The organism is Bradyrhizobium genomosp. III (genome assembly GCF_000261705.1).
GTDB classification, from domain to species: Bacteria; Pseudomonadota; Alphaproteobacteria; order Rhizobiales; family Xanthobacteraceae; genus Bradyrhizobium; species Bradyrhizobium ottawaense.
The window spans coordinates 24,427-51,062 of record NZ_AJQF01000448.1 but is presented as its reverse complement, the minus strand read 5'-3'; the positions used below and the strand labels follow the sequence as shown (position 1 = coordinate 51,062).

Below are 26,636 nucleotides of genomic sequence, written 5' to 3'. Positions count from 1 at the left end.
GCCGCGCTCTTCCGACCCAGATCGTCGCGCTATACCACAGCCTTACCGTTCTCTTTCGGGCTTGCTCTAGCAGCACCGCAAGCGCCGGCGCGCCTGCGGATGGTAGTCAGGATCTTGATGAGGGCGTGACAGTCGTCGGCCCTGTGCGCATGGTGAAAGAAGCCGGCACCGTTCAACAGGGATCCGAGTTGGGCTCCCGCGAATCCATGGTGGCGCCGTTCCACCTCGGTGGCCGAGCAACCCCATGCCTTGTGCTCGAACACGGCCCCGAAGCGAAGGCTTCGGATCCTAGGGCAATCAGCAGCAACGCAACAGTGACCCCCGCCGTACGATCCTCACCCTCCCTCTATATTCTGTTTGGCTTGGAGAGAGCAGGCCTGAATCGTGCAGGCGACGCAAATTAGCAATCGTGCGCTGGAGCAAAGTGCTCTGAGACTGTTGCTCGAACGCTTCGGTGCTGCAGCGTCAAAGGCCGGACAAGAGCGTGAGTTCTTTAAGACGTGGGGTCGTTCGCGGTTGTTACGCAGGCCGCACCGACCGCGTTGCTTTTGACGTCCTCGACCTCAACTGCGATTTCGAAGTCAGGAGGCGGTATCATCCAAACAGCACCGCCACTGCGACGTGATCGAGAAGGCTGGAAGTAGAGCGCCAGCCGCGCGTTGAACGCAGGCGTCCTCCGGTATCAGGTATCGAGCATCCCGACAAGCGCCGAAAAGCAGACAGTCAACTATCGGTCGCCGCTCGCGCTCTCGCATAAAAGGCCTGAAGTTTTCTGGACAAGAAGTTGCTCGGCGCGGCCAGAGCCGCATCGAACACCCAGTTTATTAGCCCCAACTGCTCTTTTGCGCGGCCATCCTGCTGATCGCTCTCAATCCTTCGCTCCATGCAGACGCGCAGGCGGGCCAACTCCCGGCAGAGGCGTGAAGGCGCGCCAAATAGTAGCCATCGCGGCAGCTGGTCGTAGAACATCTCATGCCGGCCGGTCTGTGCGCACATGCTTAGAAACCGCGACAGCGGAAACTCCATGGTGAGGACGCCAGCTGACTTCGCTTCCTCAAAAAGCCGTTTCTGCATACTCGCCATGGCGTCGAAAACTTCCAGGGCGCGCGTCATCGACGGCTGTTCCTGCTCTCGAGACCGCAAGTAGGCGCGGAGACGTTCGAGGCGTTCCCTTGCCGGTGGATGTGATCGAGGCGCGGTCTCTTGGGACAGATCCTCAATCCATGCAGCCAACGTCAGGATCAGCCACGCCCCCAGAGTGCCCGATATAGCCACATCATCTCCATCGGCAGAGCCGATCAATTCCCGAAACGCGAAACCATCAGCAGCGAATTCCATCTCGAAGTGACTTGTATCTGTTGTGGACAGGTCTCCAGCCGCCACATGCCCGCACTCATGCAGGAGAAGGAACTGGATTGCGAAAAATCTAAGGTTGCTCCCAGCCTCAAGTGGGTGCCCCCAACGCCGGACGTCGGTGACAAGTGGAATTGCTCCAAGTTCCCTGATCACGTCCGGCGTGTCAGCTGTTCCGAGGTGAACGTACCGGTGGATCATCATTCCGAACTGCCAGCCGATCTGCTTAGAACACCACTTGGCGAGGTAGGGCCGGCTGGAGAAGCGGACCAGCCGACGCCTTAGCCGCAGCAGCCACGGCTCTGAATCCTTTCCAAGCCCCTTTTTGGTCAATGCGTTTCCGAGCGTCTCGCATAGACTTGTGTCCGCGGGCAGCATGAGCATTTCGGCACCGCTCGAGATTAACGGCATCGCACCCATCGGCAACGCGATCACGTAGCCGAGTCCTTGTGATGACCTGAAGGAGTAGACGTGTCCGTTGAATTCTGCGTCGTTGACGGTTCCGGACGCGATCCCCGCGTCCGCTCGGCAGATTTGGCGGAGAGCCGGAGACTTCGAAATCAAGTCCTCGAAGGCGTTGTGCACCCAGTCTGTCCGCTTCAGAAACGAGGAGTAGCGATCGATAAACGTCCCATCCGCGATGCCTAGGACCTTGAATTGTGCTTCCAGATCCGGCGGCGCCCACAATAGATTCGACCCACCGCCGCACGGCGGCACGAGCTTCAGTATCCAGTCCAGCAACTCGGTCGTTTTCTGCAGCTCGGCTAGGAGTTGTTGTGGCGTCATCACTTTCTTTCCGGTCCCGGGCAGATCAGTCGCTTTTGTCCTTGGCTGGAACGCACCCTTTGCAGAGCGTCGCCACGCCTACCCGGAAGAAGAGTACCGCGACGCCCGCAAAGACTAGCGGACTCAGGGGGACAGTGCCTGCAATCGCCATCGGAAGGAGAACCGGCGTAATCCATTTGGCGAGAGCTTGCGCGTCGCCTGCGACGGACTGAAGGCCGGGGCAAATCCTCTCCAGCACATCTCGTCTCTTTACGAGAGACACAGCCTCGTTCAACGCAGATTGCTGTTCGGCTCTCTCCGGGTTCGTGTCGACTGGCTGTTCAGGTAGCGCGTTCATGCTGCCCCGGAGCGCCAGCTCGAGCTCCATGGACTGAAGCGAGTTAAGTACCTCTTGCTCAAATTGTGCCGTCTTAGCATTTTGCATTTGTCTGTACTCCGTATTCAGGTTGGAGCAGGGGCGCGCCGGGTTAGGCAGTAACCGGTATCAATGATCGTCTAGCCACTCTCGTAGGTTAGTCCCCCGGTCGGCACGAATAGTCGAAAGAAATAACGCGCAGGCTGAATCGTTGACGAAAAAGGGCTATGCCAACCGGATAGCTCCAGAGCGCGGCTCTGGTCGCTGCCCGTCAAGGCCCAAGCCCGCTCCCCGGCCGGTCGCTTCGGCGAGATCTGGCAGCATTACTACGGCGGGCGCCGCAAACAGGCGTGGCAGGACGGCAAAATCAGTGAAGTCATTGGGACTACGGCGTTACGACCTGTCCCGCCCTTGTCATCAAGCTGTTCTGGCTCGCAACCGTGTACGGATCGTGCTGATCATTTCGTGAATAGATCCGGTAGGGCCCAGCCGTTCGCTAGGGGCGTCTCGTGGATCACGATCCTGTGGTACGGCTTAGCTACCGGATTGGGAAATGCGAACAAATCTGTCGAGCCTTCGACGAACATGTTTGCTCCGAGCGGCGTCAGGGACGGCAGATGATCTTCAAGATAATCCACATGAGCTCGATTTGGAGCAAGCCCGTCCGACGGATAGAACGTGTAGCGCCCGCTGAAATCGGCCGCGATAATCTCAATCGCTACAAAGTACGTCTCGACCCGGTGAACATCCTGGGTAGCACCCGGCACGACTGCAGCATCTTTAAGATGCTTCCATTTTCCGCGACCAGGAATCAGTTCAGTCTCTCTGGTAATTGAGCATACTATTGCAGGCGTCATCGGCCTCAGCGAAGCTCTGCAGCGGCGAGCCGAGCACCCTGATCGCGCCACGGCTCTGGTCAAGCGGACGCCACGAAGCGACGTAGCCGAACCTTCCGCGAAAACCAGGACCGGTCGGGCCCTGCAAGCTTATAACGAACGAGTAGCCGCCGCTGCGTGCACTCCAAATTTCCATGTTTTTGACAGCGCGGTGGAACTGCAGGGGCATCATGCACCGTTCGCCTGGGCAACTCGACAATGAAATTCTTCCGGCGGACCCACTGGCGTACAAAATCCGAAACTCTAACCGCTGCCGGATGAAAGCGCAGTAGCAGGTCAGCTGGTCTGCCAGGCGAAGCTGTCGTCTAAGTCCTCTTCAATCACCCCGGCCGCGTATAACTGATCGAGCAGGTCGGCTACTGCGAGCACGCTCGCTCCGTCAGTTGTGACCTGCCTAACCAGCTCCGACGCTGTGCAGTTGCCGCAGGCGATTAGATGGCCAACGGAAGTCGGAGCGATGTCGTCGAGCACCCGGTGTTCCATGTTGCGTGACCGGAGATGAAAGCATCGGTTCTCGGCCCTGTATTGCAGGTCCCTGCGGAAGCGGATCGGCAATTTGGGAGCTGGGCTCTCGAGCATATGCTGGTCAATCATGCGCTGCAGCCCCTCGCGGAACTCGTCAGGCGTCCTGAAGAAGCGTTCACTCAAGACGCGGTAGCCGAGAGGCCAGCGTTTGCTACCCGGCACCGGCGTCACCAATTGTAAACGCCCCTGCAGCATATTTACGAGAAAGCCGGAAACACAGGCGATGGTCGTGTGATCGCCCTCCAGCAAGGCGATTGCATCATCTTTGTTGGCGACCCTAAGTTTCTCGCTCCGCTCGCGCGCGCGCCCAGCAAAAGCCTTTGCAGTCAGCGCCTCCTTGCCCTGCAGGACGAGTTCGACACCGATCAGCTCCTCAGGCGAAAACGCCATGTGAATCTGGTCGAGATGTGTTGTGCTCAGCGCGGAGAAACGATTTGTCACGGTGCGATAGCGCTTGAACAGTTCGAGCACGCGCGTGGTGAGCGCGCGATCCCTGATCGGGGCCGCCGTCGTTGTTTGTGGCAATGCGCCCGTGATCTGATAGTAGTCGAATAGAAAGCGGTCGTAGTGTGGGTTGTCCATAGGCTCTGTGGCCCAGTAGCAGAAACCAGTACGGGCAGCCGAACCAAACATCTCGCTCGCGATACCGACCACACCGCGCCAAAGCGCTGCATGCTCTTCGCTATATTCGTAATAGCCTTTGAAGCGGTCGGCCGAGAGGCCGCAGAACCAACAACCGACGGAGCAGCCGTCGCTCAGCTCGAAAGCGATGATCGGGTACGTGACCGACGCCGCCGTTACGCCCAATTCGTCGTTGCAGCGCCGGATTTGGCGCTCGCGCCAAGCATGAAAGCGAGAGTTGATCGTCGACATTTCGCCCTCTTCGCGCAGGATGCCGCGATGGCGCAACATCTCGCAGATAAACTCGTCCCACATCATAGCCAGGGGCCAGGGCGTAGACTCCGGCTTGAAGCGGTGTTTCAGGTAGCCGCCGCGCCAGAGCGGCAGCATCTTCATTGGGTCAACTTCGATGCCGTAGCGCTCTGTTACCGCGCGAGGAGAATCAACGTTCTCCGAAAGCGCCCTGCGGAACTCCAAGTCACAGCCAGCCGCTCCATGAAGCGCTTGATGTGTGACAACGTGCGCAGTTGCTCGGGGGTACGCCGGTCAAAGATCTGTCGGCAGTGTTCGGTGGCAGTGTGCGTCATACGGTGCGGGTGCGCCCTAAAGCCGCATCTCTAGGCCTGAAAGCAATGATCTCACGCCTGACGAGGCGTGATTTCAGTTCTCTTCGCACCGGTTCGTCTCCTTGAGGACGAGCCAATGCGATCAGAGCTGAAAACATGTCAGGCCGCGACCGCGACAACAACTACAATAAGCAAAACGATAGCGACCAGGTCACGGCCGGCTTCCGCGGCTTGCACGGCGCTCGTGGGTGCCTCCGACGTGGAACTAGCCAACGCAGTGGTATGCACAATCCCGCTCAAGCCCGCACCGCTTAAATCCTGCCTGCCGCCGACAATCGCGTCGACCTGCATCAACTCGTGTCGGCCTGGCGCTCGGATGCTGCTCCTAATCTCGTCAACCGTGAAATCGTAGCCGTGACTTCTTCCGACCGCTACAATCGGTGCAAGACCTGTAGCACTCTGCTTAAGGTTTTCGAGCAGACTACCCTCTTTCGTTAGATTCTTGACAAACCGTTCTACCTCAGCCTGCGACATAGCCGGGCCTCTGCTGTTGCTACCTATCCGTCGCCTTGGAAGCGATCGGTGATCATGCCGTAACAAAGCAATCCGCATACCAAACTGAAGTTGCCGCTTTTGCGCTTTGTCCGACCGTGCGTATCGTCAACTTGCCGACATTGGTCTCGAACCTAACAAGCGCTCAGTGTCGAAGTCGCCGCTGAAATGTCCGCTTCCTCCAAGCTCGCCCTGACACGAGCGCCATCTGCATCACGCTGAGCGTCAATAGCAGCCGGGACAAAGTTGGCCGTTCGTATTGCCTCGCCTGAGATGAAACACGCCGCTTGATCGATGTAGCTCCGGTTGTCAGTCGGAGGTTGCATCATGACGCGCAGGATCGGAGGCGCCGGGGACGTCGCGAAGTGCCCATTACACGCAGTGGCAGCCGCAGTCCCGGGATCACCGGCACGGCCGCTCCTTTAGCCGTACGCGGGATGATCGGCTCGGCCGCTTTGCGTCTGAGCGATTTCGTTCTTCATCTAATTAGGTGAACAGTTCGCTCCGCGCTTGCCGGAACTCTCACGTAGGTCGCGCTCTCGTCTGTTCTCGCGCTGGCGCGACTATGATTAGCGGCCCGAGCATGGCTCAAATTGTAAGGCAGAACGACTGGTCGCGAGTAGAGATCGAAATTCACATGTTCGGTGCAAGACTGGGTCTGGCCGCGGTCCGCATCGCCTGGACCTCCTAACCAGCTTTACCGCCAGATGAATGCGATGCACGACGCAAATCTGCGCGCCGACTGCGAGGTCGGGCGGAATGAGACGTTGCTCGGAGATGATCGCATCAGACGTGGCAGATGCGGCCGCCGGTTTATCTCCCTTGCTTGACCTTTGTCAGCTTCTCGAAAGCCAGCCTCTTTAACACTCGAACTTGGCCTCTCGATGACGAAGCCACCCATGTCTGAATTCGTGACGAACTTCAGCTCACTCCCTGGGGGAGATCTTCAAGTGGCCTTTGTTCTCATAATAGAAAGGGGAGCTTTATGGATCCGAACCCGATCGATAATGCCCGTTCACCAGAATCACCAACGGCGCACGTCTGGACACAGGAAGATCATGATTTGTTCAGTCAGATCATAAATGAAGCTGGACCGATCATCATCTGCCGCACCTGAGGAAGCGGTAGATGTCTCATTTGCCGGGACTGAAGATAGTTGCCGCTCTCGTTGTGGAGCAAACAGTTCTCCGGCTCCGCCAGCAGATCGGGCACCGTCTGACAGCCATGATTTCCAGCGGCAACACTCAGACCGAGCACCTCTTCGAAAGTCGTGCCCGGAACAACGAGCTCAGGCGAAAGATCAAAGATCTCACGGAAGCGCCGGTTTACAACTCGCAGCCGCCCCCACTATCGTAGAGGCAGAGACCCTGAGACATGTGCGTCAGCGCCGCATCCAGTCTCAGGTTCGTCGCATGCAACTCGGCTTTCTGATGCTTCAAACTGGTGATATCGCTATAAACGAGGATAACGCGCCCCTCTTGGGTCGGACTGCGGCTGACTCGTAGCCACCGTCCATCTGGGAGTTGAGCCTCGCTCGCCAATCCTTCGACGTCGTCAAAGACCTCACGTTGGGTAATTTCAGCTGCGGTTGATTCATCGCTCGGTACCTGGTCGGCTCGCAAAAGATCGGAATGGATAAGCTGCGAGGAGCAGCCGATGAATTCGCTCGCTCGGGAATTGATCAATGCTATCTGTCCGTTCGCATCTGTTTGTAGGAGCGTAGCCTGCGGGCCCAAGGTATCGATGCCCGAATCATGGCAGTCAGCAGCAGCCGCTCTGGAGCATGAGACGACAGATGTCCGCAGTGTCGCCGCATTGGCTCCTTCGGCGATCGGGATGCTCAATTTCCGAGGTCGGGCTCCCGTCGCCAGCATGAGCCGGTGATACGCTATTGCTGATCCGTTTGAGAGCGTGACAATACTGGCCGCGCGATCAATTGAAATCACTTCGCTGCCCTGGCGATAATCGATCCCCAAGCTCGGCAAGGCGTTCCGACGTGACAATCAATTTTGGTCCAGGGTTGACCTCGTCGCTCAGGACCGCCTTCGACAGAGGTGGGCGCTCATACGGCAGCGTACTTTCATTGCCGATGACCACCATGCCAGCAGCCTCCCGCAGAGCGACGGCAGCGGCGTTACCAGCTTCGCCCGCCCCAACGATCACTATCGTGGATTGGTTACTCACGCGACTAAACGATTTACGGGTGACGACTGCTCATCGTTCGCCGCCTCCTCAAACAGATTGCGCGCACCAGGGATTTGAGCAGGACAGCTTCCTGCCAGCGGTCCGTGGTGTCGTTGCCCAGCCGATCGCTAATTGCGTAAGGCTGTGGGCCAAGTTCGCATGCGAAGGTGAGGCGGGCATCCGCAGCAGCGCGTCTTCCAGCTCTTGAATCCGTATTTCGACCATCCAAGAAATAGGTCCAGCCAGATCTTGTGTTGAGGGAACGTGATCTCGACCTGTATCTGCTCGCGAGACGCAACACGGCCATGAAATGCCCAAGTGCGATCGAGCACTCGCCGCACCAGCGCTTCGTCCTCGTCCGAGATCGGATACCAGAATTCGCAGCTCACCAAGAAGTGCGAGAGATCGGCAAGCAGGCGCATCTCCGGAACCTGATCCATCAGGTCGAGCGTGAAGAGGAGATCCGTCGTCATCCTGTTGCGATGCGTTTCGAAGTAGATTACCCAACTTTACCCGGATGCTGAGTTCGGGCGCTGTGACCAATCCGACATCTTTTGAATAATAGCGACCCGGGGGCCAGAATTCCGTTCTTATCTCTTCTCCGCTGGCAGACCGGTTCGTCTGCTTTCTCCCAAGACTTGAGCCGCTGCCGGAGAAATCCGGCGGCGGTCTTTTTTGGGGCGTCATCATGCCCACTTGGCAGTCGAGATATCGAGGTGATTGCAGCCGGTCCGATGGACGGATAGCGTAACGATAGTCGTGCCTGACACATCCCGCCCGTTGCGCCGTCTCATGTAACGAAAAAGACGGGCTACGAAGTAGATCATGGGACGGAGCAGCACCGGAAACGATGTGATTAGTGGTTCAGGCTCATCCGAGGCCCGAACGGCGAGTTCATCGAGCTGGAAGCGCGCGCTGTCGCGGCCTCCCGATGCCGTGCACCCCCGCTGCAAATCGCTCGGAAATCTGTAATCCCGTGGGGTTCTTCAGCGGCGTCACCACGATCGCCTCCATAGAATAGCAATTAGCGACGGGGCCGCATCCAACTTTTAGCTAATGCCTATTGCAACGCCAGCTGCGATTGATTCCGGCGATAGCGACGAGATCACCTCGCGAGGCAGCCCAGCATTGCCAGTCCCGAGCAGGAAATGCACAAACTGCGCTGAATTCCCCCTAGATCGTGAACCTGCTGTTGACGCTCCCAGATACGCATATCAGGTCGTCCTGAGACCGCCGTTGAGCGCGTCCTCACCAGCCAAACGGAAAAATGCATTCTCTCGAGCGACAACGATTCACCGAAGGCTTGAACCCGCACAGACTTCATCGCGGAAAGGCGGCCAGTCTTCTGGGGTCGTCAAGACAAACCCATGCTCGGGAAGCTGCGGATCACAGACAGTCCCGCGCGTCACTTTGCTCAAGTTGGCCGCTTCGAAGTCGTCCCATCCAAAAGCGCGGCCATTGGAAATGACGATCCGTGCTGGCCAAGACTTACCAGCTCCATCTCCTCGCTCATCGTCCGTGTAAGAGCCTCTGCTGGTAGATGGATGAGTCCGTCCAGATGGGAGCCAAATCGCTTCTCCGCTGCAGTAATTTCAGAATCGCTCGCGACGGCAAACAACGCCTTGAAGCCAAGGCTTATGAACCATTCCTTCCGCCGAAGTTCGAGCTCCTGTCCGGCATCAACAGGTACGCCCGCCGCCGACCGCTCGATCATAGATGCGCGCGGAAATTGGCGACGCCGGTGATGCCGGCATCCTTCAACGATTCGGCCCTATCCTCCCAGCAGGCGAACGGGTCGATCATGATTATCGCCGCATAGAGAGCCGTCGTTGCCTGGTCGAGGGTTAGCAAGTCTCGCAAAAGACAGTCGTTCCAGTCCAGGATTGGCAGAGTCGTCATGACCAGCAGGAAGCCTTTTGGAAGGCTGCGCAAGGAGGGCGCGTAGACTTGCAATTGTGCGCCTTTAGCTATGTCCGACATCTGTGTAGCAAGTTTGCCGCGAACTCTCGCTCTCAACGTTTCTACCCAATATTACCCATTTGGCCGCCTCACCAATCTTATACCCGGGTAGAGCCGGGTCTAGACCACCTATAGTTAGGTATGATCTGGGAGGAAGATCGTGTCTCACCATTGTACGGACGACCAGAGGTCGGCCCGTGATGGTAACCTGTCCGAACTAGCGACTGGATCCGCGACTACGGATGCGGTCGCGATCGTGGCCACGCTGGATACCAAGGGCCGCGAGGCGTCTTACCTTGCGGACATTATCGAGGCGTGCGGCCGCAAGACCATCCTGATCGACGTCGGCACTGGGAGGGATGGCGGCGACAAACCAGCCGATGCGAAGACCCCCACGGAACTCTTGAAGCAGATTGCTGAAAGGACGCGCAGTAAGGTTGGTGACCTCCTGGGGGCAGGAACGATCAGCGCGATTGTCGGGGTTGCGGGGGGTAGGGCAAGCGCGGTTTTCGGCGAAGTTGTGTCTGAGCTGCCTTATGGCTTTCCGAAATTTCTGGTGAGCAGCGCAAGGCCTGCGCTACTCGCCGAATTGGCCACTCACAGCGACATCATCCTCTATCCGACGCTGGTCGATCTGTTCGGCATCAATGTCTTTACCAGTAGGGTGCTCAAGAACGCGGGGCGGGCAATTGCGGCCACGCACTATGCTCCCGTCAAGCTTGGACGAGACAAGAAGATCGTTGCGATAACGGCCTTCGGCGTGACCACGCCGGCCGCGAATCAATGCGTAGCGCGGCTTGCCGACGCCGGTGTAGACGCGATCGTCTTTCCGGCTAACGGGGCGGGCGGCCATAAAATGGAGCAGCTGATCGCGGCTGGTGAATTCGACGCCGTCATTGATTTGACCATAACGGAGCTCGCAGACGAAATCGTTGGAGGCACCGCAAGCGCCGGTCCGGATCGGCTCAAGGCAGCGTCGCGGCAACAGATTCCGCAAGTGATCGCGCCCGGTGCGATCGATATGGTCAATTTTGGCCTGCCATCGAGCGTTCCTGATCAGTTTCGGGGTCGCCAGTTCTACGCCCATACGCCTTACATGACGCTCATGCGCACAACTGCGTCTGAGAACGCGAGCATTGGCCGGCTTACGGCAAAACGGCTATCGCGTGCCAAAGGACCCACGATGGTCCTTTGGCCGGCGAAAGGCGTATCCGATTACGACCGCCAAGGAGGCATCTTCTACGATCCCGACGCCGACAAGGCTTGGCTGGATGCGGTCAAGGGACATCTCTCCGCGCACGTCATGGTCCGCGACCTGAACTGTCACATTAACGATGGCGAGTTCGCCGAGGCTGCCGCGGCATGGATCCTGGAACAACTCACGCAAGAAGGTGCATCCCCTGCGGATGTTTGACCGAACCGAAATTATTTCCAGGATCGAAGGACAGGTGACGGAGCGAAAAGCAATTCTCGCGGCAGGAAGTAGCTGCGGCCTGGTCGCGAAATGTGCCGTTCTTGGAGGTGCCGACATGCTGGTGGTCTACTCGACCGGCCTGTCGCGTCTGATGGGGCTTCCCACGAGCCGGATTGGCGATTCCAACGCACGCACGCTGGAGCTTGCGGCGGAAATTCGTAACGTGGTGTGTTCCGTGCCGGTAGTTGGCGGTATCGAGGCTTGGGATCCTCTCCGGCTCGACCTCGATGCTCTCTTGGACAAGTTCTGGGCTGCTGGGTTCTCCGGCGTCATCAACTATCCGACGATCTCAACCATGGGCGACAACTGGCGTGACCGCCGCGGCCGCGTCGGCCTTGGCTTTGAACGTGAGGTCGAACTGATCGCTCTCGCGCGAAAGAAGAATATCTTTTCGCTCGCCTATGTCGCAAGCCCTCAAGACGCCAAAGCGATGGCAAGTGCAGGGGCCGACTGCATCGTCCCACATGTCGGCGCAACGCGCGGTGGCCTTGTCGGTCATGAGGAGGGGCAATCCCTTAAGGAGGCGATCCGGCGCATCAACGAGATCAACGCGGCGTCGCGAAGCATCCGGTCGGACGTGCTCTCGCTTTGCCATGGTGGGGCAATTGCCGAGCCTGAAGATACGATCGAGGTCTATCGGACGACCGAGTGTGTTGGCTTTGTTGGCGCATCCTCGATTGAAAGAATTCCAATTGAGCAGGCAGTGAAAACAGCGGCGGCGGAATTCAAAGCTGTCCCGCTTCCGCAAACTCATTGATGTTCACTGCAACGTGCAGCGAGGCCGTATGAACGCACCAAATGACCGAGCTAAGCCGGACACGATCGCTTTCGCCTCAAAAGGAGGGACGAGGGCGGATCAGGACTGGGAGACAGATGTCCTCGTGATCGGAAGCGGTGCGGCCGGGCTGTCGGCGGCGCTCTATGCGGCAAAGGCCGGACTGCGCGTCATTGTATGCGAGAAATCTCCGCGACTTGGCGGAACGACGGCCCTTTCGAATGGCATGATCTGGGTTCCTTGTTCTGCACAGGCGCGCGCGGCTAACATCGATGACACCATCGCCAATGCGAGGACATACCTGCAGCACGAACTCGGCGTTCATTATCGTGCGCAATTCATTGATGCTTATCTTGAAGACGGCCCGGCGGCGCTAACTGCGCTCGAGAACGGCACGAGTGTCAAGTTTACCCTGGCCACTACGCCCGATTATCACTCGAGCCAACTTGGCGGCGCTGATAAGGGACGGGCACTGAGCCCGGCCCCCTATGATGGGCGGCTTCTCGGCAAGGACTTCGATTTGATTGGTGATCCCATTCGGGTTGTGCTCGGGGGCATGATGATCTCATCGAGCGAGGTGAGAAGCTTTCTCAACCCACTCCAATCTGTTGCGTCGCTCAAACACGTCGTAACTCGCCTGAGCCGCTATGCGCGGGACCGGCTCAGCTTCAGGCGTGGTACTGAGCTCAGCGGTGGGAATGCCTTGATCGCGCGGCTGCTGGTGAGCCTGCACGAGTACGGCGTAGAAATTTGGCCATCTTCTCCAGCGGTCGAATTCACGCAGGAAGGCGGGCGCGTCACGGGTGCCATTATCAAGCGGATCGACGTTGGCATCCGCGTGCGCGCCTCACGTGGTGTTGTTCTCGCAACTGGCGGCTTTGCCCGGAACGCGCAGCTGAGAGCGGACGTCAGTGGTGCACACCAGCATGATGTTACGTTGGCCCACGCCGATGTTAACGGTGATGGCATTGGGCTTGCAACTACGCTCGGGGCCGCCATCGACAAAGATGTCGCATCGGCAGGCTTCTGGACGCCGGTTTCAATTCTGAAACGCGGCAGCGGCTCGCAGGTTGTGCCATACGGCTGGCTCGACCGGGGCCGTCCTGGGGTCATTGCTGTCGGTCCAAACGCCAGACGCTTCGTCAACGAATCGAATTCGTATCACGATATTTGCCTGGCAATGTTTGAAAACGGCTATCCACCAGATAAGCGATTCTACTTCATCTGCGATCACCAGTTCGTTCGATTGAGGGGCATGGGGCACCTACTGCCATGGCCCTGGACGTTGAGTATCGGTAAATATGTCCGCCTTGGCTACGTCAAGGCAGGTGAAACGATTTCTGAGCTCGCAAAGCAGCTGGGACTAGATCCCGCTGTGCTTCAAAAGACGATCGAGGAACACAACGCGCACGCTGCCCAAGGACGGGATCCCCTCTTTAAGCGTGGGGAATCGGCTTTCAATCGCACGCTCGGCGATCCGACCGTCGGAAAAAATCCAAATCTTGGACCAATCAAGAACGGACCATTTGTCGCGCTGCCGATCGTTCCGGCAACGCTTGGCACGGCGACCGGATTGGCGACGGACAGTTACGGAAACGTCCTGGATGCACAAGGCAATGCAATCCAGGGTCTTTATGCTTGCGGCAACGACATGACGTCGCCGATGCGCGGGATTTATCCCGGGGCAGGCATAACAATCGGTCCCGCCATCGTATTCGCATATCGCACCGTCAACGCAATAGTGCTTTCCGCTGATCAGGAGCAAAAAGCCGTCGCCTCCAGAGCTTGACCATCTACCACACTCGTCTGTGGCGGGGAATATGTGCTCGGGTCCGGGGCGCGCATCGATAGAAACGTCGGCCCCGACCCGCGACATCCTCGAGGGGCGGCCGGGTTCGAGTTTGGTGAGCCCCGGCGGAGGGGGAGATCGCCGCACCAACTGTCTACGATGTATCGCAAAGAGCTGGGCTCCCAACAGGTGTTCCAAGACATATGACAGCGCGAGAAATCGATCGTTCAACAGCTAGGCGGCGTAGTGAGGAGTCGAAAATGTCAGGACAAGCAGCGCAGGCGTCTGCTTCCCCGACGCGATCGCAATCCGCTGGCCGCGAGGCAGTGATGCAACTCGACAAGATCGATTTTCGTCTTCTTGATCTTGTCCAACGAGACAATCGCCTCTGTAGTGAACAACTTGGAGGGAAGGTCGGCCTATCCGCATCCGGAGTTCAACGTCGGTTGAAACGCCTTCGATCGACGGGTGTCATAGAGGCCGACGTTTCCATCATTTCTCCAAAAGCAATTGGCCGTAATGTGACCGCAGTGGTTCTCATTTCCTTGGAGCGCGCGCGTGCCGATACCGTTGATCGTCTAAAGAGGCAAATTCGCAACATGCCTGAAGTGATGAGCGCATTCTGCGTTACAGGTCTGGCTGACCTCGTCTTGCTCGTTACCGTAAACGATATGGAAGATTACGAGCGGTTTGCCCGGCGCCTTACAGACGAAAGTTCAGACATAAAGCGCATTGAAACAATGGTTGTCATGGATCGGTTCAAAGCAGGATTTACTTTGCCAATAGCCTCCATCGCATGGTGTTAAGCGACTGACGAAGAGGACATTGGCTTGCTCAACTACCGTCGACCGCAGTCCGTAAGGGGCGGCTTGGTCTTTATGACTAGATCGATGTATCGGTCGCTGATTGAGGCTTCTCGAGCTGACGTGGAAAGTACCCCTTCGCATGCCGTCGCGGCCGCGGGGGCAGATCTTGCCGCTAAAATTGGCGCCAAGGTCATCATCGGGTTCACGGCAGGCGGGACGACGGCTGCTCGGATCTCGCGCAGCCGGCCGCCGGTGCCGATCCTTGCCCTTACCCCGGACGAGAAAGTGGCTCGGCGCATGTGCTTGTTGTGGGGGTGCACAATGCCGTGTCTAGCGATCCTTCTGGTTATGAGGAGATGACGCGGATCGCCTCGGCGGCCGCGCACCACGAAGGCTATATTCGATTGGGCGACTTGGCTTTGATTGTCTCTGGAGTGCCGTTTGGACTTAGAGGCGCGACAAACAATCTTCGCGTTGTCGCTTGTTAAGACGATGCCCTTATCGCGCTGCAGAAGGCCACCCGATCGTCATATGGACCACCTCAGGATTCAGCTGTGACCGGGCCCGATATTGCTTGAGTTCGAGGCAGCATCAACCTTCCAAGCTGAATACGAGGGTTCGATTCCCTTCACCCGCTCCATTCTTCTCCGCCGAAATCGCCGCTTCACCATTGAAAAATAAGCCATTTTTCTATATTAAGCCATTTTTCTATATAATGGCTTTGAGGATGACGCATGGCGTCGCGCTGCGTCACAGGCCGTCTCCTCGACATTCCGGAGCCAAAACGGAGCCAAGAATGGCGAGGGTGGCGTTTACTGATTTGACGATCCGTAATCTCAAACCGGGCTCGTACTTCGACGAAAAGACTCCAGCGTTCGGCATTCGCGTCGGCAAGAATCGGAAGACATGGATCGTCATTCGCGGGCGTGAGCGCATCCGTACACGCGTCGGTCACTACCCCGCGCTCGCGCTTGCTGAGGCGCGCAAGAAGGCCCTCGTGCTGCTTGGCACGCCGCTCGAACAAATCCCGGTTTCGACCTTCTCTGACGCCCGCGAATTGTTTCTCTGCACTCACTGCGCGCAGAAACAAAGGGAGCGCACGCGCAAGGAAACCGAGCGCCTGCTGACCAAGCATTTCGTGTCCCTGGACCGTAAAAAGCTTCCTGCGATCACCACTGCGCAGGTTTCGGTCATTCTGGACGGTCTGCTTGAGACACCCTTGGAAGCACAGCACGCCTACAAGGTAGCGCGCACCTTTCCGGTGGGCGGAGGCGAGGGGCTACTGCAAGAACCCGTGCACGATGCCGGCACCGTCCAAGGACGTTTCCCGGGAACGGGTTTTGACCGATGCCGAGCTCCGAAAGGTGTACCTGCAGGGGACCGGTCAGTTCGGCCAGATCGTCCGGCTGCTGATACTGACCGGGCAACGCCGTTCCGAAATCAGCACTCTGAAATGGGACTACATCGACTTCGAAGGACGAGATATCCCTGCCGCCAGAAGGTGTGAAAAACGGCCGCCGCCACACTTTCCCGATTGGTGCAATGGCGAAAGAGATCCTTCAGAGCGTTCCCCAAACGGGCGAGTACCTGTTTCCGGCACGGCGGCGGGAAACGCCTTTCACTGGCTTCTCGCCCTGCAAGGCCATTCTGGATGAGGGAACGGGAGTGACGGACTGGACCCTTCACGACCTTCGACGGACCTTCGCGACCGGTCTCGCCTCGCTTGGCGTCGCCCCGCATGTGATCGAGCGCCTGCTTAATCACATCAGCGGGTCGCTCTCGCCGATTGCACTGCGTTACAACAAGGCCAAGTATGATGCGGAGATGCGGGAAGCGCTCGTCACTTGGGAAGGGCACCTCGAATCGATCCTCGCCGAAGGCGCCACAAACAGTCTCATGGCTGCTGAATAAGCATCCGCTCACAGTTCATGCCCAAAGTCATGATCGGGATGGCCCCGCCGCCACGCCTCCATATCGCGCTTGATCTGCTCGGCTCGTGAAGGACCGCTTTCAGGCAGAATAATCGATCGCCATGCTGCGTCATCGAAGGTGTCAGCGAGATTTCTTACCGGTGACGATGAAGAGTCCGTCCGTCTGGTCCAGGTCCAGTTCGGGTCATTCATGAGGCGGTCGAACTCGCTCATCGGGGGACGGTTACCACCAAGGGGCTTAAGATCGGCAAGGCTTTGGACTTTGCCGTCCATGATCGTCTCAATGCCGGCGTCCTGACGCTCCCGTTGCGCATCACGCTCTGCCGCCTGTGTCTCCTTGAGTTTTGCGAACGCCGCCCTGTGCCGCTGCCAGATATTGTCTGTGAGCGCTCGTGTCTTTGTCTTTACGTCGCGCGCAAGCGATTGCCGTTCTCGCTCATGCACACGGTCAAGTGTTTTCGAAAGTGCGTTAGGGGACAGGATGTGACGTACCATCTGCCGGAATGTAAGGAGTTTTCCGCTGCCGAGCCGTTCCCGGTTTCGGAAGACGAAGACGGCGCGCTCGAATGAGTGCGTTGCACGGCGGGTAATCAGACGTTTCTCCACGGCTTGTTGGCGGGAGAGCTCCCGCCATTTTGGCCGCGCCTCCTCCCGCATACGCCCCCGAACATGATCATGCGCCGCCTGACTCTTGTCATCGAGCTCGTCGCGCGCTCGCTTGTGCCGCTCCCACGTCGCGTCACGTTCTGTCTTGGTCGTCTTGGCCGCTTCCTTGCGCAGGGCCCATCGGCGGTCTTTTTTCGGCCTTCTTTTCCAACCACTCGCGGCGCTTTGGCGACATGTCCTTGATCTTCACGTAGGGCTTGCCTGCCGCCGGGGCGAAGGCTTTGGCCAACCGCTCTTCCTTGCGTAGGCGGCGCCGGACGCGCTTGCGTTCATCGGCATTGCGAAGGCGCTCGTTGCAATGCACCCGCCCAATTTCCTGTTCATAGGCGAGGGCCCATTCGGATAGCCGCTCCTTGGTGAATTTCAGCGCGGCCGTTCGACCCGTGTAGGGATGCACGGTGTTGGCTACGATATGCAGGTGCGGGTGTTTCTTGTCGTGGTGCCCCACGATCAGGGCTTCGTGCCCCTCAAGGCCAAGTTGTTTGAGGCTCGCGATCGCTGCCGCTTTCATCTGCTCTGGCGTCGGCGCATCGTCCGCATGCCAGGAAAGCGTGTAATGCAGCACCGGGGTGGTGTTCTTCCGCCCGCGCGCCGAAAACCCGGCATTCGCCTTTAGCTTGGCCTGGTTCTGGCACGTCTCATGCATTTCGAACCAGGCATGCTCTGGTTCGCTCGTGAGATTCTGCGTCATCATCAGGCGACGCGGTCTCGAGTTTCAGCCTTGGGATCGTGAAGGACGTACCGACACGACCCTTTGAAACTCTTGCCGCGGGCTTGCAGGCGCGGAATCATCACCTCTCTCCTTCGCATCGCGGAGCCGCTGCAACAGCAGCTCATCGCGCATCAATGTGTGGATCAGATCGCGCAGGTTACCTGCCGTGGACAGCGTGTCCGGCGGCAGGTTCGAATTCAGCGCGTGGGCGATCTGGTTCAGATTGTTGCCGATGCGTTTCAGCTCCGCGATCAGCGCCGGATCCAGAGGCGCCGGCATCCGCGAGGCTTCCACCCGTACCGTGCCGCGCGTGATGTAACGCTCGGCTAATCCCGACACGCTTGCGCCCGCCTGCGCGGCTTCGGCCTGCAGCCTCGCAAATTCGGACGGCATCACGCGCACTGTGATCGCTCGGGTGCGGGCAGCAAGCTGGTGAGTACGGGGTCTTGGCACGAGGTGGCCTCCGAGAGGATGGGGTTCGGGGCGTGAGCCCTGACAGGAAGGGGTCCCGGGGAAGAGCGGAGCGGCTCCCCAGGGCGAGAGGGATTTGATTTCGAAACCAAGTTTTTTGGATTTCGAAATCAAATCCACATCTCGCTACCCCAAAACGTTCTAAGGGTATTTGCTTCATCACTGAATCTCTCCCCCTTCAGTTATTCCCAACTTTGCCGCGCGCAATCATTTCACTTTTCGTAACTTCCGCACTCGCCAAGTCTCTTCGTGCATTATCTTGTCTCGCTGTGTCGCCTAACGTTTTGATTTTTATTTTGATCTCTTGTGTTGCGCTTCTCTCGTTCGCAATTCGAGACCATGACGCAGCCGCGCGTGGGTGGGGGAGCATGCGCTGCATACGGGAGCAATCGATGCATCATCACTTTCCACCGCGTGGGTCCGGTATCCGCGGCGCGAGCGAATCACCCCCGTCGCAAATCTGGTACAACCCCGCAGATCTGGATGAGACCTGGACGTGGTCGCCGGGCCGCGTTCTGCTTGGACGTTGGGGCGATCGTTGGCTCGGCCGCAAGGACGGCCGGCACGTCATGACAATCGCGGGTACGCAGGCGGGGAAATCATCAAGCGTACTTATCCCGAACTTGCGCCGCTATCCGGGTTCTGTGGTCGTGCTTGACCCTAGGGCGAGCTGGCTGCGGCATGTGCGGAGTATCGTCGGGCGATGGGTCAGCACGTCTACATTCTCGACCCATTCGAAGAGCTCGGACAGGAGTCGGCCTCTTATAAACCTTTCTCGGAGCTCGGACTTGGACGGTTCCGGCACATTGCCCCCGACGTATCTCAATGTTCTGATGCGCTCATAATCAACAATGCACGTGATCCGCATTGGACCGACGCCGGGAAGAATCTCACCCGCGGCGACGTGCTGCTGACGCTCGCCGAGCGACGTCTTCCAACCTTGCGCGGATTGAGGCGATTCTTGTGTTCGACGCCGCCTGAGATGGAGCGCCGTCTCACCGCCATGGCAAATACTCCCGACTTCGACGGCATCATCAGTAATATCGGCTCGACCTTTCTGGGAAAGCTTACCGGGAGTCCACGAGAGATGCAGAGCATCCTCTCGACGGTGCAGGAGGAAACAGCACCGCTCGATGATGTGTTGCACATCACCGAGCGCAGCGATTTCCGGCTCGCGGACCTCAACACAGGAAAGTTGTCGATCTTCATGGTGCTGCCCGGCATGCGGATGGGGACGCATTTCAGGTGGCTGCGCCTGATCGTGCAGCAGGCACTCTCTGTCTTGGAACGGGCGCCTGTGCCGCGCGGCGAGCTGCCGGTGCGGTTCGTGTTGGAGGAGTTTCCGACGCTTGGCCACATGCGCAGCCTTGAGACGGCAGCCGAGCTGATGGCTGGCTTCGGGGTAAAGCTGTGGTCCGTCCATCATAAAGCGGAAGCACATTGAGAACGTCGCCGTGCCGGATGTCGACGAACAGGCTTTCACGAAGGGCGCTTCCCTGCTGAGCGCATTTGAGGCGAGCATCGGTCATGCCGACGGAGCTGCCGATCAGCGTTTTGAGAATGCGCAATCGACGGCCGAAGCGATGGTGCTGGCCCGGCAGATTGCTGAACAGGAAGACGGACTACACGCGCAAAAGAAGAGCTGGAAGCACTAACCCTGGAGCAATCTGAACTGGCCGCTGCATGGGTGGGCATGTGGACCGGTGTTACGGACACGCCATCGACCCCGGATGAAATGCTCGAATGGATCGATGCAAGAACAGTGTTGCTTGGCCAGATAGCCAAGCGCGACGCTGCCCTCCGGTCGTCGGCATCGCTGCAGCAGGAGATTGCGGACGCCAGGAAGCAGCTTGTTGGCATACTGCAGGATCCTGCGGTTACCGCCGCCGCAGAAAGTCTGCCGCTCAACGGTATTCTGGCGACGGCAGAGCTGCGCATCCGGACGCAGGAAGCGATTGCGCAAAAGCGCGCCGAGTTCGAGCTTGAGGAACGCAAGATCAAGGCTGACGCGGAGCGCAAGAGCAATGCCCTCGAAAGCGCCAAGAAAGAGCATCGCGAGTGGGAAAACGAATGGAAGGAAGCCTTGGCCGCGCTGAACTTATCGGGCGAGGCGGGGGGGCGAGACCATTCAGGGGCAGATCGAAGCACTGGAACAGATGCGCGACGTCGCTGCAAAAATTGCCGACCTGCAGCGTGAGCGTTGACAAGATCGAGCGTGATATTACAGCCTTTGAAAGCGAGGTCGCAAAGCTCGCCGCGTCCGTAGCAACGGATATGGCGGGCGCAGATGCTGATGACGTTGTTATCAAAATGCAGGCGCGGCTGAATGACGCGAAGCAAAGCCAGGCAACGCTTGGCGAAAAGAAGGCGGCCATAAAGGGCCTTCAAAAGAAATTAGAGGAATGCGACAAGTCGAGAGAAGCCGCGCAGGAAATTATCCTGAAGCTGCAACAGGCGGCTTGCGTGACGCTCGATGCATTGCGCGCAGCTATAAGGCAATCCGATTTGCTGCGCGGGCTTAAGGATGAACAAGCAAGCCTGCGTCTGACGCTCGAGGCGGACGGTGATGGTCTTGGCATTGACACCCTTGTCGAGGAGTGTCGCAACAGCGACCTGGATCAGGCGGCGGCACGCGAACAGACGCTAATGCAATCCCTGAAGGGTCAAAGACAACGCCAGCTTGAGGCCATCCAGCAGCGCAACGACGCGGCGCGCGTTTTCGAAGCACTAGGCGGCGACGCTGCTGCCGCAAAGGCTGCGTCTGACCGTCAGGCAGCGCTCGCGGATATGAGAGACGCCGCCAGCCAATATGCCCGCGTGCGCTCGGCATCCCTGATCCTGCAATGGGCGATCGAACGTTTCCGCCGCGAAAAGCAGGCGCCGCTGCTTAAACGGGCGGGGGAGTTGTTCTCGATTCTCACCGGCGGATCCTTTGAGAGGCTCGCGCTCGAATACGATGAGAAGGACGTTCCTCATCTCGCAGGTGTCCGGCGCGACGGGAGCGTGGTTGGGGTTTCGGGCTTAAGTGAGGGGGCTGCCGATCAGTTGTTTATGGCTCTGCGCGTCGCCGCCGTCGAAGAATATTTCGCTCATGCCGGGCCAGTGCCGTTCATCGCTGATGATCTGTTTATCAACTATGACGACGGCGGATGCTCGCCGGGCTGCGTTGCCATTCGGGCTGTTCGGCAAACACGCGCTCCTGCGCCTCACGGTCATCGCTGAGCGTAAACGCCTCGGCTTGCTCAAGATCGATATCGCCGTTGCGATATGAATCCAGAATCACCGGGCTGAGACGGCCCATCTTGAGGCGCCTCGTGACGAGGTTTTCGGCGATGCCGAGCCGTGCCGCCACGTCGGTGATGGTTGCGCCTGCATCGATCACGTCGCGGAAGGCCTCGAACTGATCTGCTGGGTGCATGGGTGCACGAATGATGTTCTCGACCAGGCTAAGCTCGGTCGCCTGCGCCCTGGCATCGACCACGGTGCACGACACGTCGTGGTCCTTCGCGATGACTTTGGCTTCGACGAGCGACTTGAGCGTGAGATAGCGGCGACGTCCGGCAATGGAATACGTGCGACGCGATCACGGCCACGCAAGAAGCGTGTGCGAAACCTCGATCGGCTTTCCGGCAGTGCAAAGATGGGCTGTCACAAAGCGAATGGGTTTGCCGTTCTTCACGGGCGCATCGGCGGTCGATTGAAGATTGATGGTCTTGGCCCGGTATTTCATGGCGCGCGCCAGTCCGCGGCGTGCACGATCAGCGCGGGCGTTCATGACGTAGCCCAGCATCATCGCGAGCGGCAGGCCGTTCGAATACTGGCCGCTTACGAAACGCATCAGCCCGTCATCGACGTACTCGCCAACCAAGCCCTTGACCCCGGATTTATAGGGCACGTTGAGGCGCTTGCATTCGCAGGCAAGGTAAATGTCCTCGTTGTCGCCGATGGTCAACACGAAGTCGATGCTGCTTGTGAGTGATACGATTCCATCTGCGGCGATGGTCATAAGCTTGTACTGCGGGACGATCAGCCCCGGAACAAGTTTCGTCCGGCGAAGCGCATGCACAAGATGATTGGTGATGTGATCCTCGTGCGTCATGGCATTCTTTTTGGCCTGCAACGGCTTGATGCAGATGGGCCATACGGCTTCGACAGCCTCGGCCATGCGCTCTTCCAGGGAGCGCAAGTGAGACAGCCATTGTGAGGGATCACCGGCCAGCATGCGCGCTTTCCTGGCCCCCATTCCGCGCGGCGGCAGCCGATAGCTCCGCAGCAATCTGTTCTGCATCGGCGAGTGCGACCGAACGCAGCCAGTGCCGCAACTGCAGCGGTTTGACGAGATACATATCAGTGCCGATCACGAAGCGCAGATCCGGCACCAGCTGGACGTTGCCTGGAAGTGGTTGCGGCAACTGCGTGCTGATTTGGGCGAGGAACTGGTCGACATCGGCTGGCGTTTCTTCGCTGTAAGCGGTTTTTGGTCCCGCAGAGAGTGACACCTTTACGATGGCGCTATCGGACGATTTTGCGGCGAGCGTCGCGCTCAGAGAGTGCCTGAACCAGGGCTTGAGCGCGCCACACAGCATCGCGGCGTAGTCTTTGCGCTGTTGGGGCTTGCTGTTGTTCCAGATGGCCTGGAGTCCCGCATTGCGGCGCGGCTGCATCGCCGGAATGATGAAATTGAACGTGTCCTCGATCAGCGCGATCTCATGAACGTCGAGGCCATAATATTCATAGACCAGCTCATCGATCTCCCGGAGCGGATCATCCTGCGCGCGCAACAGATCGTCCGCGCCCTTGATGAAACGGTCCATGAGGCGCACAAGCTTTTGCGCAGCTGGCACGGCACGTTCTGCATCCGGCATATGCCGGGGTTCGGCGAATGGAAATTTCAGAAGGTCGGTTTGCACCACCTTGGCACGGTCAGTGCCGAGATTGGCCGTTTCGTGGAAATAGAACCAAGCGGCCAGGCGGCTGTTGAGGACGGCCGTGAGAATCTTGGCCGTGTTGCGCTTGCTTTCGGGGAATGCGATTGCCTGCAAGGAGTGCTCAAAGACCAGGTTCTGTTCGGTATAGGCCGCGCGGACTCGCGGCGCAGCGCGCTCGACACCCTGCGGGATGATGATGTGAGGTCCAGTAAACCCTCCAGTAAAGCCTGCGCGGTGCACGATGCTTTCTGGCCAAGGCTTCGCTTTGATCCGTGGCAGCACAAGGGTCTGAAATGCGCCAGCGTCCAGATAAGGGTATCGTGTGACGACAGGGGCTGTTGTCGTATCGTAATCCGGATCATCGATGCGGTTGGCCTGAGCCGGTTTGAATCCTTGCCCAATGACCCAATCGGTGTCGCGATTGTGCTTTTCGCCCCGAAGTTCCTTGAACTCCCGAATGAACGAATTCAAGGCGGGGAGGCTGCGGATGTACTGCAGCAGCTTCTCGTCCGGGGATCGAGTCCACAGGCGGCGCTTGAACAGTGAAGGGTCGGTTTCGACGTGGTCGGACCGGAGACGCATCCTGTCCGAACGCGTCAGGGTCAAAATGCGCTTGAGACGCAGATTGAGGTCGGACTTAGGTGCCCAGTACTCAAATCGATAGGGTAGGCCATCCGCCGGCGCGTGCTCGTACAGAGCAAAGGCTGTCGGCCGCTTTGCGCCGTCGAATAGCTGGAAGACGAGATCGGAAAAATTGATGATCCGCTTTACGCGGGTGGCGCGCATGAGAAGGCGTCTCGCCTCCTGCGCTTCGCCTGACACATTGTGCAACACGCCCATCGCCGGCAGCAACAATCCGCACATGCCTCCGGGCTTCAGGACAGGGAGCGACTTCCAGATAAAGCCCCATGCAATATCCTTGGCGGGGGCAGGACGGCCGTTCGCCTTCGCCCATTTCTGTGCCCTCGTTTCCTGGTTGGCGCGGCCCTTCCACGGCGGGTTGCCAATGATCGCGTCGTATCGAGGCTTGTCGGGCGTCGTAAAGAAGTCCTCAGCTCGCAGCGTGTCGCCGTAGAGCGAGGGAAGGAGTTTTTTGGCTGCGATCAGCGTCGAAAGTTCGGGCGGGTTCGATTGCTCGAGGAGCGCGATATAGAGTGAGAATGCCGCTACCCGGACTGCTGCGGGATTGATGTCGGCACCGTGCAGCCGGCGAACGATCATCGTGAGCTCGCGCCAGGTAGCGTGAGGTTTGTTCTTGACGCGGCAGTGATGTGCCACAAGACGCTGAAACATACGAACGAGGAAAATCCCTGAGCCACAAGCAGGATCGCAAAAAAGACCGGATGCACGCTGCTCGTCGCTGAGTTCATCCCAGACGTGGTTGACAACAACGTCTGCCAAGAACATCGGCGTGTAGTACGCGCCTTCGGCGTTCTTCTTACCTTCTTCTTCTTTCAGAAAGCGGTCATAGACAGCGCTGATCAGAGCGATCGGCATGTATTTGAAATCATAGCCCCACAGTCGCAGCTGACCGGAGCTCATTTCTTCGCGGCCGTGGCGGAAACGGGCGAGCACGCGGAGATGGGCGACTTTCAGCTTGGGCGGCTTGCGATCGCCCAACTCGAATGCGCATGGTGCATTGAAGACATTGCCGTTGAATGCGTCCTTGAGCCATACGAACAAAGCTTCAAGAGGAGCGGGGCTTTTGGCTTCAAGCATTTCCCGGAAGGTCGCGTGCGCGTCCTTGGATGCAGCTTTGAAATCTTCCGGCTTGATGATCTCGCGGTCTTCCAGATAGGCGATGAACATCGCCTGCATCAGCAACGCCTGGGCTGCATCAGGGCCCAACTCCTCCTTCATCTCCCTAAACGATTGCAGGAGGTTCGAGAGAAGTACGCTGTCAACGCGATCGGCGGGATCGAAAAACTGATCGTGTTCGAACCAGAACCGGCCTGACTCTGCCGAACCAATGAGGTCGCGCAGGCGAAGCGCATCCTTGAGAAGGAAAAGCGTGGATACGAGGCGAGGATCCGGGCCACCTCCCTGCTCACGCTTGAACGGTCGCTGTACAAGGGAATAGGCGGTCAGCTCGTCATCCCGGATCACGAGCAGCAAACTCATGAGTCCCTGGTTCCAGAGGATGCGATGGACGCGGTCGATTTCATCGGGCGCAACGTTCGGATCGCTCAGAAAAGCGATTGTCGGAACGCCCTCGATGCAAAAGACGGCCGAAAGCTTCAGCTCGCTGAGAGCAAAACGGATGGCATCAGCGTGCGGTCCCGGGCCGATTTCGGCTTCGGTTTGATAAAACTCGGGCGCCTCCCGCCGTGAAAGCGAGAGTGCCTGCGTCCACTGTGGTGCGAGACCCCCGCTCACGTTGCAATGCTTTCGTCCTCATGAGTCGGTATGCTAACCCGAACATGAGAACAAATCAAGAACAAACATGCAGTATGGCCTAAGTCGCGAAGGTCCGTCATCCGGCCCTCCGCTCGTCCTCTGCCTGCACCCGGAGACTTAAGCCGGAATTGCGCTGCAGCTGTTTCAGCACAGCGGATAATTTGCGCGTGCTCGGATTGCCGCCCTTTGAAAACATGCGCATCAGGCTTTTCGGCGGCGTGCCCGTCCTGCGAGCAAGGTCCTCAAAGCCGACGGTCGCGTTGATGTAATCTCGCAGGAGAGCTTTCGCCGTCTGAACGTCGCCTGCGATCAGCGTCTCGACGCCTTCGGATAAGAGGGCAGCACGAAATGTCGCATCGCTTGCGGCGCGGTCTTTGACGGTACGCTTGAAGGAACGCGACAGAGGCATGAAAGGCTCAGGAGGGGGCGGGGCGACTGCACCGATTGTAGTAGCACTGATGTTACCAAGTTTTTAAGGTACCGCTACTGCGGTGATGCCGGCTCGGTTAAGGCTCGCCCGCGAGCGCGACGGCCGTCCTCAATCATATCGGCCTCGGCAATGGTGAAACCGTCTTTGACAAGCGCGCTCAGGATCACATGGCGTACGCTCGTTTGCCGGTGTGCAGCGCGGACTTTGAGTTCGACCTGGAGGTAGTCGGGCGCCTCGATGTTGATCGGCTTCATGCGGGAACGTGGTGTCGCGCCTTTGGCCGGTAGCTCTGGAACTGCGGCAGTGGCGGGCGCCTGGACCACGATCTTTGGTCCCTGCTCACGCGGCGCTTCCGGTTTCTGCAGAGTGCCGACCCCCTTCTCACGTGCCAGGTTTTCGAGATGTTCATCGGTCACATCGGGATCGAGCGGCCGGAAAGGCGGGCGGTTCGTCTTCACGT

28 protein-coding genes and 3 pseudogenes are annotated in these 26,636 nt (G+C 58.6%); 12 read left to right on the top strand and 19 right to left on the bottom strand.

Annotated features, from left to right (window positions below; genetic code table 11):
• Positions 1 to 404, top strand: a 404-nt coding sequence (locus IC66_RS49140; RefSeq protein ID WP_210161487.1) for a hypothetical protein, incomplete at its 5' end; no start/stop codon positions are given.
• A 319-nt stretch (positions 405 to 723) separates the two neighbouring features.
• On the opposite strand, the gene IC66_RS0135685 is transcribed toward IC66_RS49140, so the two are convergent.
• The 11 genes and pseudogenes from IC66_RS0135685 to IC66_RS48595 all read right to left on the bottom strand — a co-directional run bounded on the left by IC66_RS0135685 (position 724) and on the right by IC66_RS48595 (position 9,818).
• Positions 724 to 2,139 carry a hypothetical protein gene (locus tag IC66_RS0135685; protein WP_038950847.1) on the bottom strand — a complete coding sequence of 472 codons (1,416 nt, stop codon included), beginning with the start codon at positions 2,137 to 2,139 and terminating at the stop codon, positions 724 to 726.
• A gap of 25 nt (positions 2,140 to 2,164) precedes the next feature.
• Positions 2,165 to 2,563: a hypothetical protein gene (locus IC66_RS0135680; RefSeq protein WP_028160485.1), complete on the bottom strand. Its 399-nt coding sequence runs from the start codon at positions 2,561 to 2,563 to the stop codon at positions 2,165 to 2,167.
• Positions 2,564 to 2,952: 389 nt separating this feature from the next.
• On the bottom strand, positions 2,953 to 3,351 hold the full coding sequence (locus IC66_RS0135675; RefSeq protein WP_157158158.1) for a hypothetical protein: 399 nt from the start codon (positions 3,349 to 3,351) through the stop codon (positions 2,953 to 2,955).
• A gap of 315 nt (positions 3,352 to 3,666) precedes the next feature.
• Positions 3,667 to 5,013, bottom strand: a complete 1,347-nt coding sequence (locus IC66_RS0135665) for a radical SAM family RiPP maturation amino acid epimerase (RefSeq protein WP_157158157.1) — start codon at positions 5,011 to 5,013, stop codon at positions 3,667 to 3,669.
• Positions 5,014 to 5,261: 248 nt separating this feature from the next.
• A complete protein-coding gene (locus IC66_RS0135660; RefSeq protein ID WP_038950845.1) occupies positions 5,262 to 5,636 on the bottom strand; it encodes a Nif11-like leader peptide family natural product precursor in 375 nt (124 codons plus the stop codon).
• A 1,089-nt stretch (positions 5,637 to 6,725) separates the two neighbouring features.
• Positions 6,726 to 6,962 (bottom strand): hypothetical protein, encoded by a 237-nt coding sequence (locus IC66_RS48610; protein WP_232208683.1) that lies wholly within the window; start codon positions 6,960 to 6,962, stop codon positions 6,726 to 6,728.
• Between the two features lie 17 nt (positions 6,963 to 6,979).
• A complete protein-coding gene (locus tag IC66_RS48605) occupies positions 6,980 to 7,630 on the bottom strand; it encodes an NAD(P)/FAD-dependent oxidoreductase (protein ID WP_071916585.1) in 651 nt (216 codons plus the stop codon).
• Positions 7,587 to 7,817 carry an FAD-dependent oxidoreductase gene (locus IC66_RS49015; RefSeq protein WP_245289550.1) on the bottom strand — a complete coding sequence of 77 codons (231 nt, stop codon included), beginning with the start codon at positions 7,815 to 7,817 and terminating at the stop codon, positions 7,587 to 7,589. Before IC66_RS49015 ends, IC66_RS48605 begins: the two co-directional genes overlap by 44 nt.
• A gap of 34 nt (positions 7,818 to 7,851) precedes the next feature.
• Positions 7,852 to 8,338 (bottom strand): annotated as a pseudogene (locus IC66_RS0135650) (sugar phosphate isomerase/epimerase); the annotation flags it as partial.
• A 914-nt stretch (positions 8,339 to 9,252) separates the two neighbouring features.
• Positions 9,253 to 9,552: a hypothetical protein gene (locus IC66_RS48600; protein WP_223153739.1), complete on the bottom strand. Its 300-nt coding sequence runs from the start codon at positions 9,550 to 9,552 to the stop codon at positions 9,253 to 9,255.
• Positions 9,549 to 9,818, bottom strand: coding sequence for a hypothetical protein (locus IC66_RS48595; protein WP_244429223.1), 270 nt, complete (start codon positions 9,816 to 9,818; stop codon positions 9,549 to 9,551). Before IC66_RS48595 ends, IC66_RS48600 begins: the two co-directional genes overlap by 4 nt.
• 139 nt (positions 9,819 to 9,957) lie before the next feature.
• Between IC66_RS48595 and IC66_RS0135640 the strand changes: the two genes are divergently transcribed.
• The 7 genes and pseudogenes from IC66_RS0135640 (at position 9,958) to IC66_RS0135610 (ending at position 16,552) form a co-directional block, all read left to right on the top strand.
• Positions 9,958 to 11,211 carry a Tm-1-like ATP-binding domain-containing protein gene (locus tag IC66_RS0135640; protein ID WP_038950844.1) on the top strand — a complete coding sequence of 418 codons (1,254 nt, stop codon included), beginning with the start codon at positions 9,958 to 9,960 and terminating at the stop codon, positions 11,209 to 11,211.
• Positions 11,204 to 12,028 (top strand): phosphoenolpyruvate hydrolase family protein, encoded by an 825-nt coding sequence (locus tag IC66_RS0135635; RefSeq protein ID WP_038950843.1) that lies wholly within the window; start codon positions 11,204 to 11,206, stop codon positions 12,026 to 12,028. The genes IC66_RS0135640 and IC66_RS0135635 overlap by 8 nt, the downstream gene beginning before the upstream one ends.
• Positions 12,029 to 12,056: 28 nt before the next feature.
• Positions 12,057 to 13,835, top strand: coding sequence for an FAD-dependent oxidoreductase (locus IC66_RS0135630; RefSeq protein WP_038950842.1), 1,779 nt, complete (start codon positions 12,057 to 12,059; stop codon positions 13,833 to 13,835).
• A 329-nt stretch (positions 13,836 to 14,164) separates the two neighbouring features.
• Entirely contained in the window at positions 14,165 to 14,641 is a 477-nt protein-coding gene (locus IC66_RS0135625; RefSeq protein ID WP_038950841.1) for an Lrp/AsnC family transcriptional regulator, read from the top strand.
• Between the two features lie 72 nt (positions 14,642 to 14,713).
• Positions 14,714 to 15,129 (top strand): annotated as a pseudogene (locus IC66_RS0135620) (pyruvate kinase alpha/beta domain-containing protein).
• Positions 15,130 to 15,437: 308 nt separating this feature from the next.
• Positions 15,438 to 16,148 carry an Arm DNA-binding domain-containing protein gene (locus IC66_RS0135615; protein WP_038950839.1) on the top strand — a complete coding sequence of 237 codons (711 nt, stop codon included), beginning with the start codon at positions 15,438 to 15,440 and terminating at the stop codon, positions 16,146 to 16,148.
• A gap of 35 nt (positions 16,149 to 16,183) precedes the next feature.
• Entirely contained in the window at positions 16,184 to 16,552 is a 369-nt protein-coding gene (locus IC66_RS0135610; RefSeq protein WP_038950838.1) for a tyrosine-type recombinase/integrase, read from the top strand.
• An 8-nt stretch (positions 16,553 to 16,560) separates the two neighbouring features.
• Here the strand turns inward: IC66_RS0135610 and IC66_RS0135605 are convergent, their stop codons facing one another.
• From IC66_RS0135605 to IC66_RS0135595, 3 genes are all read right to left on the bottom strand, one after another.
• Positions 16,561 to 17,178, bottom strand: coding sequence for a hypothetical protein (locus IC66_RS0135605; RefSeq protein WP_157158155.1), 618 nt, complete (start codon positions 17,176 to 17,178; stop codon positions 16,561 to 16,563).
• A gap of 133 nt (positions 17,179 to 17,311) precedes the next feature.
• Complete coding sequence (locus IC66_RS0135600; protein ID WP_038950836.1) at positions 17,312 to 17,932, bottom strand: relaxase/mobilization nuclease domain-containing protein; 621 nt, start codon at positions 17,930 to 17,932, stop codon at positions 17,312 to 17,314.
• Between the two features lie 21 nt (positions 17,933 to 17,953).
• Positions 17,954 to 18,403, bottom strand: a complete 450-nt coding sequence (locus IC66_RS0135595) for a MobC family plasmid mobilization relaxosome protein (RefSeq protein WP_390887531.1) — start codon at positions 18,401 to 18,403, stop codon at positions 17,954 to 17,956.
• 386 nt (positions 18,404 to 18,789) lie between these two features.
• On the opposite strand from IC66_RS0135595, the pseudogene IC66_RS0135590 reads away from it, so the two are divergent.
• From IC66_RS0135590 to IC66_RS0135575, 4 genes and pseudogenes are all read left to right on the top strand, one after another.
• Positions 18,790 to 19,865: pseudogene (locus tag IC66_RS0135590) on the top strand (type IV secretory system conjugative DNA transfer family protein).
• A gap of 10 nt (positions 19,866 to 19,875) precedes the next feature.
• On the top strand, positions 19,876 to 20,076 hold the full coding sequence (locus IC66_RS0135585; RefSeq protein ID WP_038950833.1) for a hypothetical protein: 201 nt from the start codon (positions 19,876 to 19,878) through the stop codon (positions 20,074 to 20,076).
• Between the two features lie 38 nt (positions 20,077 to 20,114).
• Positions 20,115 to 20,618, top strand: a complete 504-nt coding sequence (locus IC66_RS0135580) for a hypothetical protein (protein WP_157158152.1) — start codon at positions 20,115 to 20,117, stop codon at positions 20,616 to 20,618.
• Entirely contained in the window at positions 20,615 to 21,643 is a 1,029-nt protein-coding gene (locus IC66_RS0135575; protein WP_038950831.1) for an ATP-binding protein, read from the top strand. The genes IC66_RS0135580 and IC66_RS0135575 overlap by 4 nt, the downstream gene beginning before the upstream one ends.
• Here the strand turns inward: IC66_RS0135575 and IC66_RS46670 are convergent.
• The 5 genes from IC66_RS46670 to IC66_RS0135550 all read right to left on the bottom strand — a co-directional run bounded on the left by IC66_RS46670 (position 21,552) and on the right by IC66_RS0135550 (position 26,634).
• Positions 21,552 to 21,914, bottom strand: coding sequence for a ParB/RepB/Spo0J family partition protein (locus IC66_RS46670; protein ID WP_157158151.1), 363 nt, complete (start codon positions 21,912 to 21,914; stop codon positions 21,552 to 21,554). The two genes, IC66_RS0135575 and IC66_RS46670, sit on opposite strands and share 92 nt — an antisense overlap.
• Before the next feature lie 90 nt (positions 21,915 to 22,004).
• Positions 22,005 to 22,643: a hypothetical protein gene (locus tag IC66_RS0135565; protein ID WP_157158150.1), complete on the bottom strand. Its 639-nt coding sequence runs from the start codon at positions 22,641 to 22,643 to the stop codon at positions 22,005 to 22,007.
• A complete protein-coding gene (locus IC66_RS0135560; protein ID WP_038950829.1) occupies positions 22,630 to 25,725 on the bottom strand; it encodes an N-6 DNA methylase in 3,096 nt (1,031 codons plus the stop codon). The genes IC66_RS0135565 and IC66_RS0135560 overlap by 14 nt, the downstream gene beginning before the upstream one ends.
• 97 nt (positions 25,726 to 25,822) lie before the next feature.
• The gene (locus IC66_RS0135555; RefSeq protein ID WP_038950828.1) at positions 25,823 to 26,155 is read right to left on the bottom strand and encodes a helix-turn-helix domain-containing transcriptional regulator; all 333 of its coding nucleotides are present in this window, start codon (positions 26,153 to 26,155) and stop codon (positions 25,823 to 25,825) included.
• A 74-nt stretch (positions 26,156 to 26,229) separates the two neighbouring features.
• On the bottom strand, positions 26,230 to 26,634 hold the full coding sequence (locus IC66_RS0135550; protein ID WP_038950827.1) for a hypothetical protein: 405 nt from the start codon (positions 26,632 to 26,634) through the stop codon (positions 26,230 to 26,232).
• Between the last annotated feature and the right edge of the window lie 2 nt (positions 26,635 to 26,636).

Bases quoted from the DNA above. Each gene is read 5' to 3' on its own strand.
- IC66_RS0135685 (WP_038950847.1), bottom strand. From the start codon at position 2,139: ATGACGCCACAACAACTCCTAGCCGAGCTGCAGAAAACGACCGAGTTG.
- IC66_RS0135680 (WP_028160485.1), bottom strand. From the start codon at position 2,563: ATGCAAAATGCTAAGACGGCACAATTTGAGCAAGAGGTACTTAACTCG.
- IC66_RS0135675 (WP_157158158.1), bottom strand. From the start codon at position 3,351: ATGACGCCTGCAATAGTATGCTCAATTACCAGAGAGACTGAACTGATT.
- IC66_RS0135660 (WP_038950845.1), bottom strand. From the start codon at position 5,636: ATGTCGCAGGCTGAGGTAGAACGGTTTGTCAAGAATCTAACGAAAGAG.
- IC66_RS48600 (WP_223153739.1), bottom strand. From the start codon at position 9,552: ATGATCGAGCGGTCGGCGGCGGGCGTACCTGTTGATGCCGGACAGGAG.
- IC66_RS48595 (WP_244429223.1), bottom strand. From the start codon at position 9,818: ATGTCGGACATAGCTAAAGGCGCACAATTGCAAGTCTACGCGCCCTCC.
- IC66_RS0135635 (WP_038950843.1), top strand. From the start codon at position 11,204: ATGTTTGACCGAACCGAAATTATTTCCAGGATCGAAGGACAGGTGACG.
- IC66_RS0135630 (WP_038950842.1), top strand. From the start codon at position 12,057: ATGAACGCACCAAATGACCGAGCTAAGCCGGACACGATCGCTTTCGCC.
- IC66_RS0135625 (WP_038950841.1), top strand. From the start codon at position 14,165: ATGCAACTCGACAAGATCGATTTTCGTCTTCTTGATCTTGTCCAACGA.
- IC66_RS0135615 (WP_038950839.1), top strand. From the start codon at position 15,438: ATGGCGAGGGTGGCGTTTACTGATTTGACGATCCGTAATCTCAAACCG.
- IC66_RS0135610 (WP_038950838.1), top strand. From the start codon at position 16,184: ATGGCGAAAGAGATCCTTCAGAGCGTTCCCCAAACGGGCGAGTACCTG.
- IC66_RS0135600 (WP_038950836.1), bottom strand. From the start codon at position 17,932: ATGATGACGCAGAATCTCACGAGCGAACCAGAGCATGCCTGGTTCGAA.
- IC66_RS0135580 (WP_157158152.1), top strand. From the start codon at position 20,115: ATGTGGACCGGTGTTACGGACACGCCATCGACCCCGGATGAAATGCTC.
- IC66_RS0135565 (WP_157158150.1), bottom strand. From the start codon at position 22,643: ATGCTGGCCGGTGATCCCTCACAATGGCTGTCTCACTTGCGCTCCCTG.
- IC66_RS0135555 (WP_038950828.1), bottom strand. From the start codon at position 26,155: ATGCCTCTGTCGCGTTCCTTCAAGCGTACCGTCAAAGACCGCGCCGCA.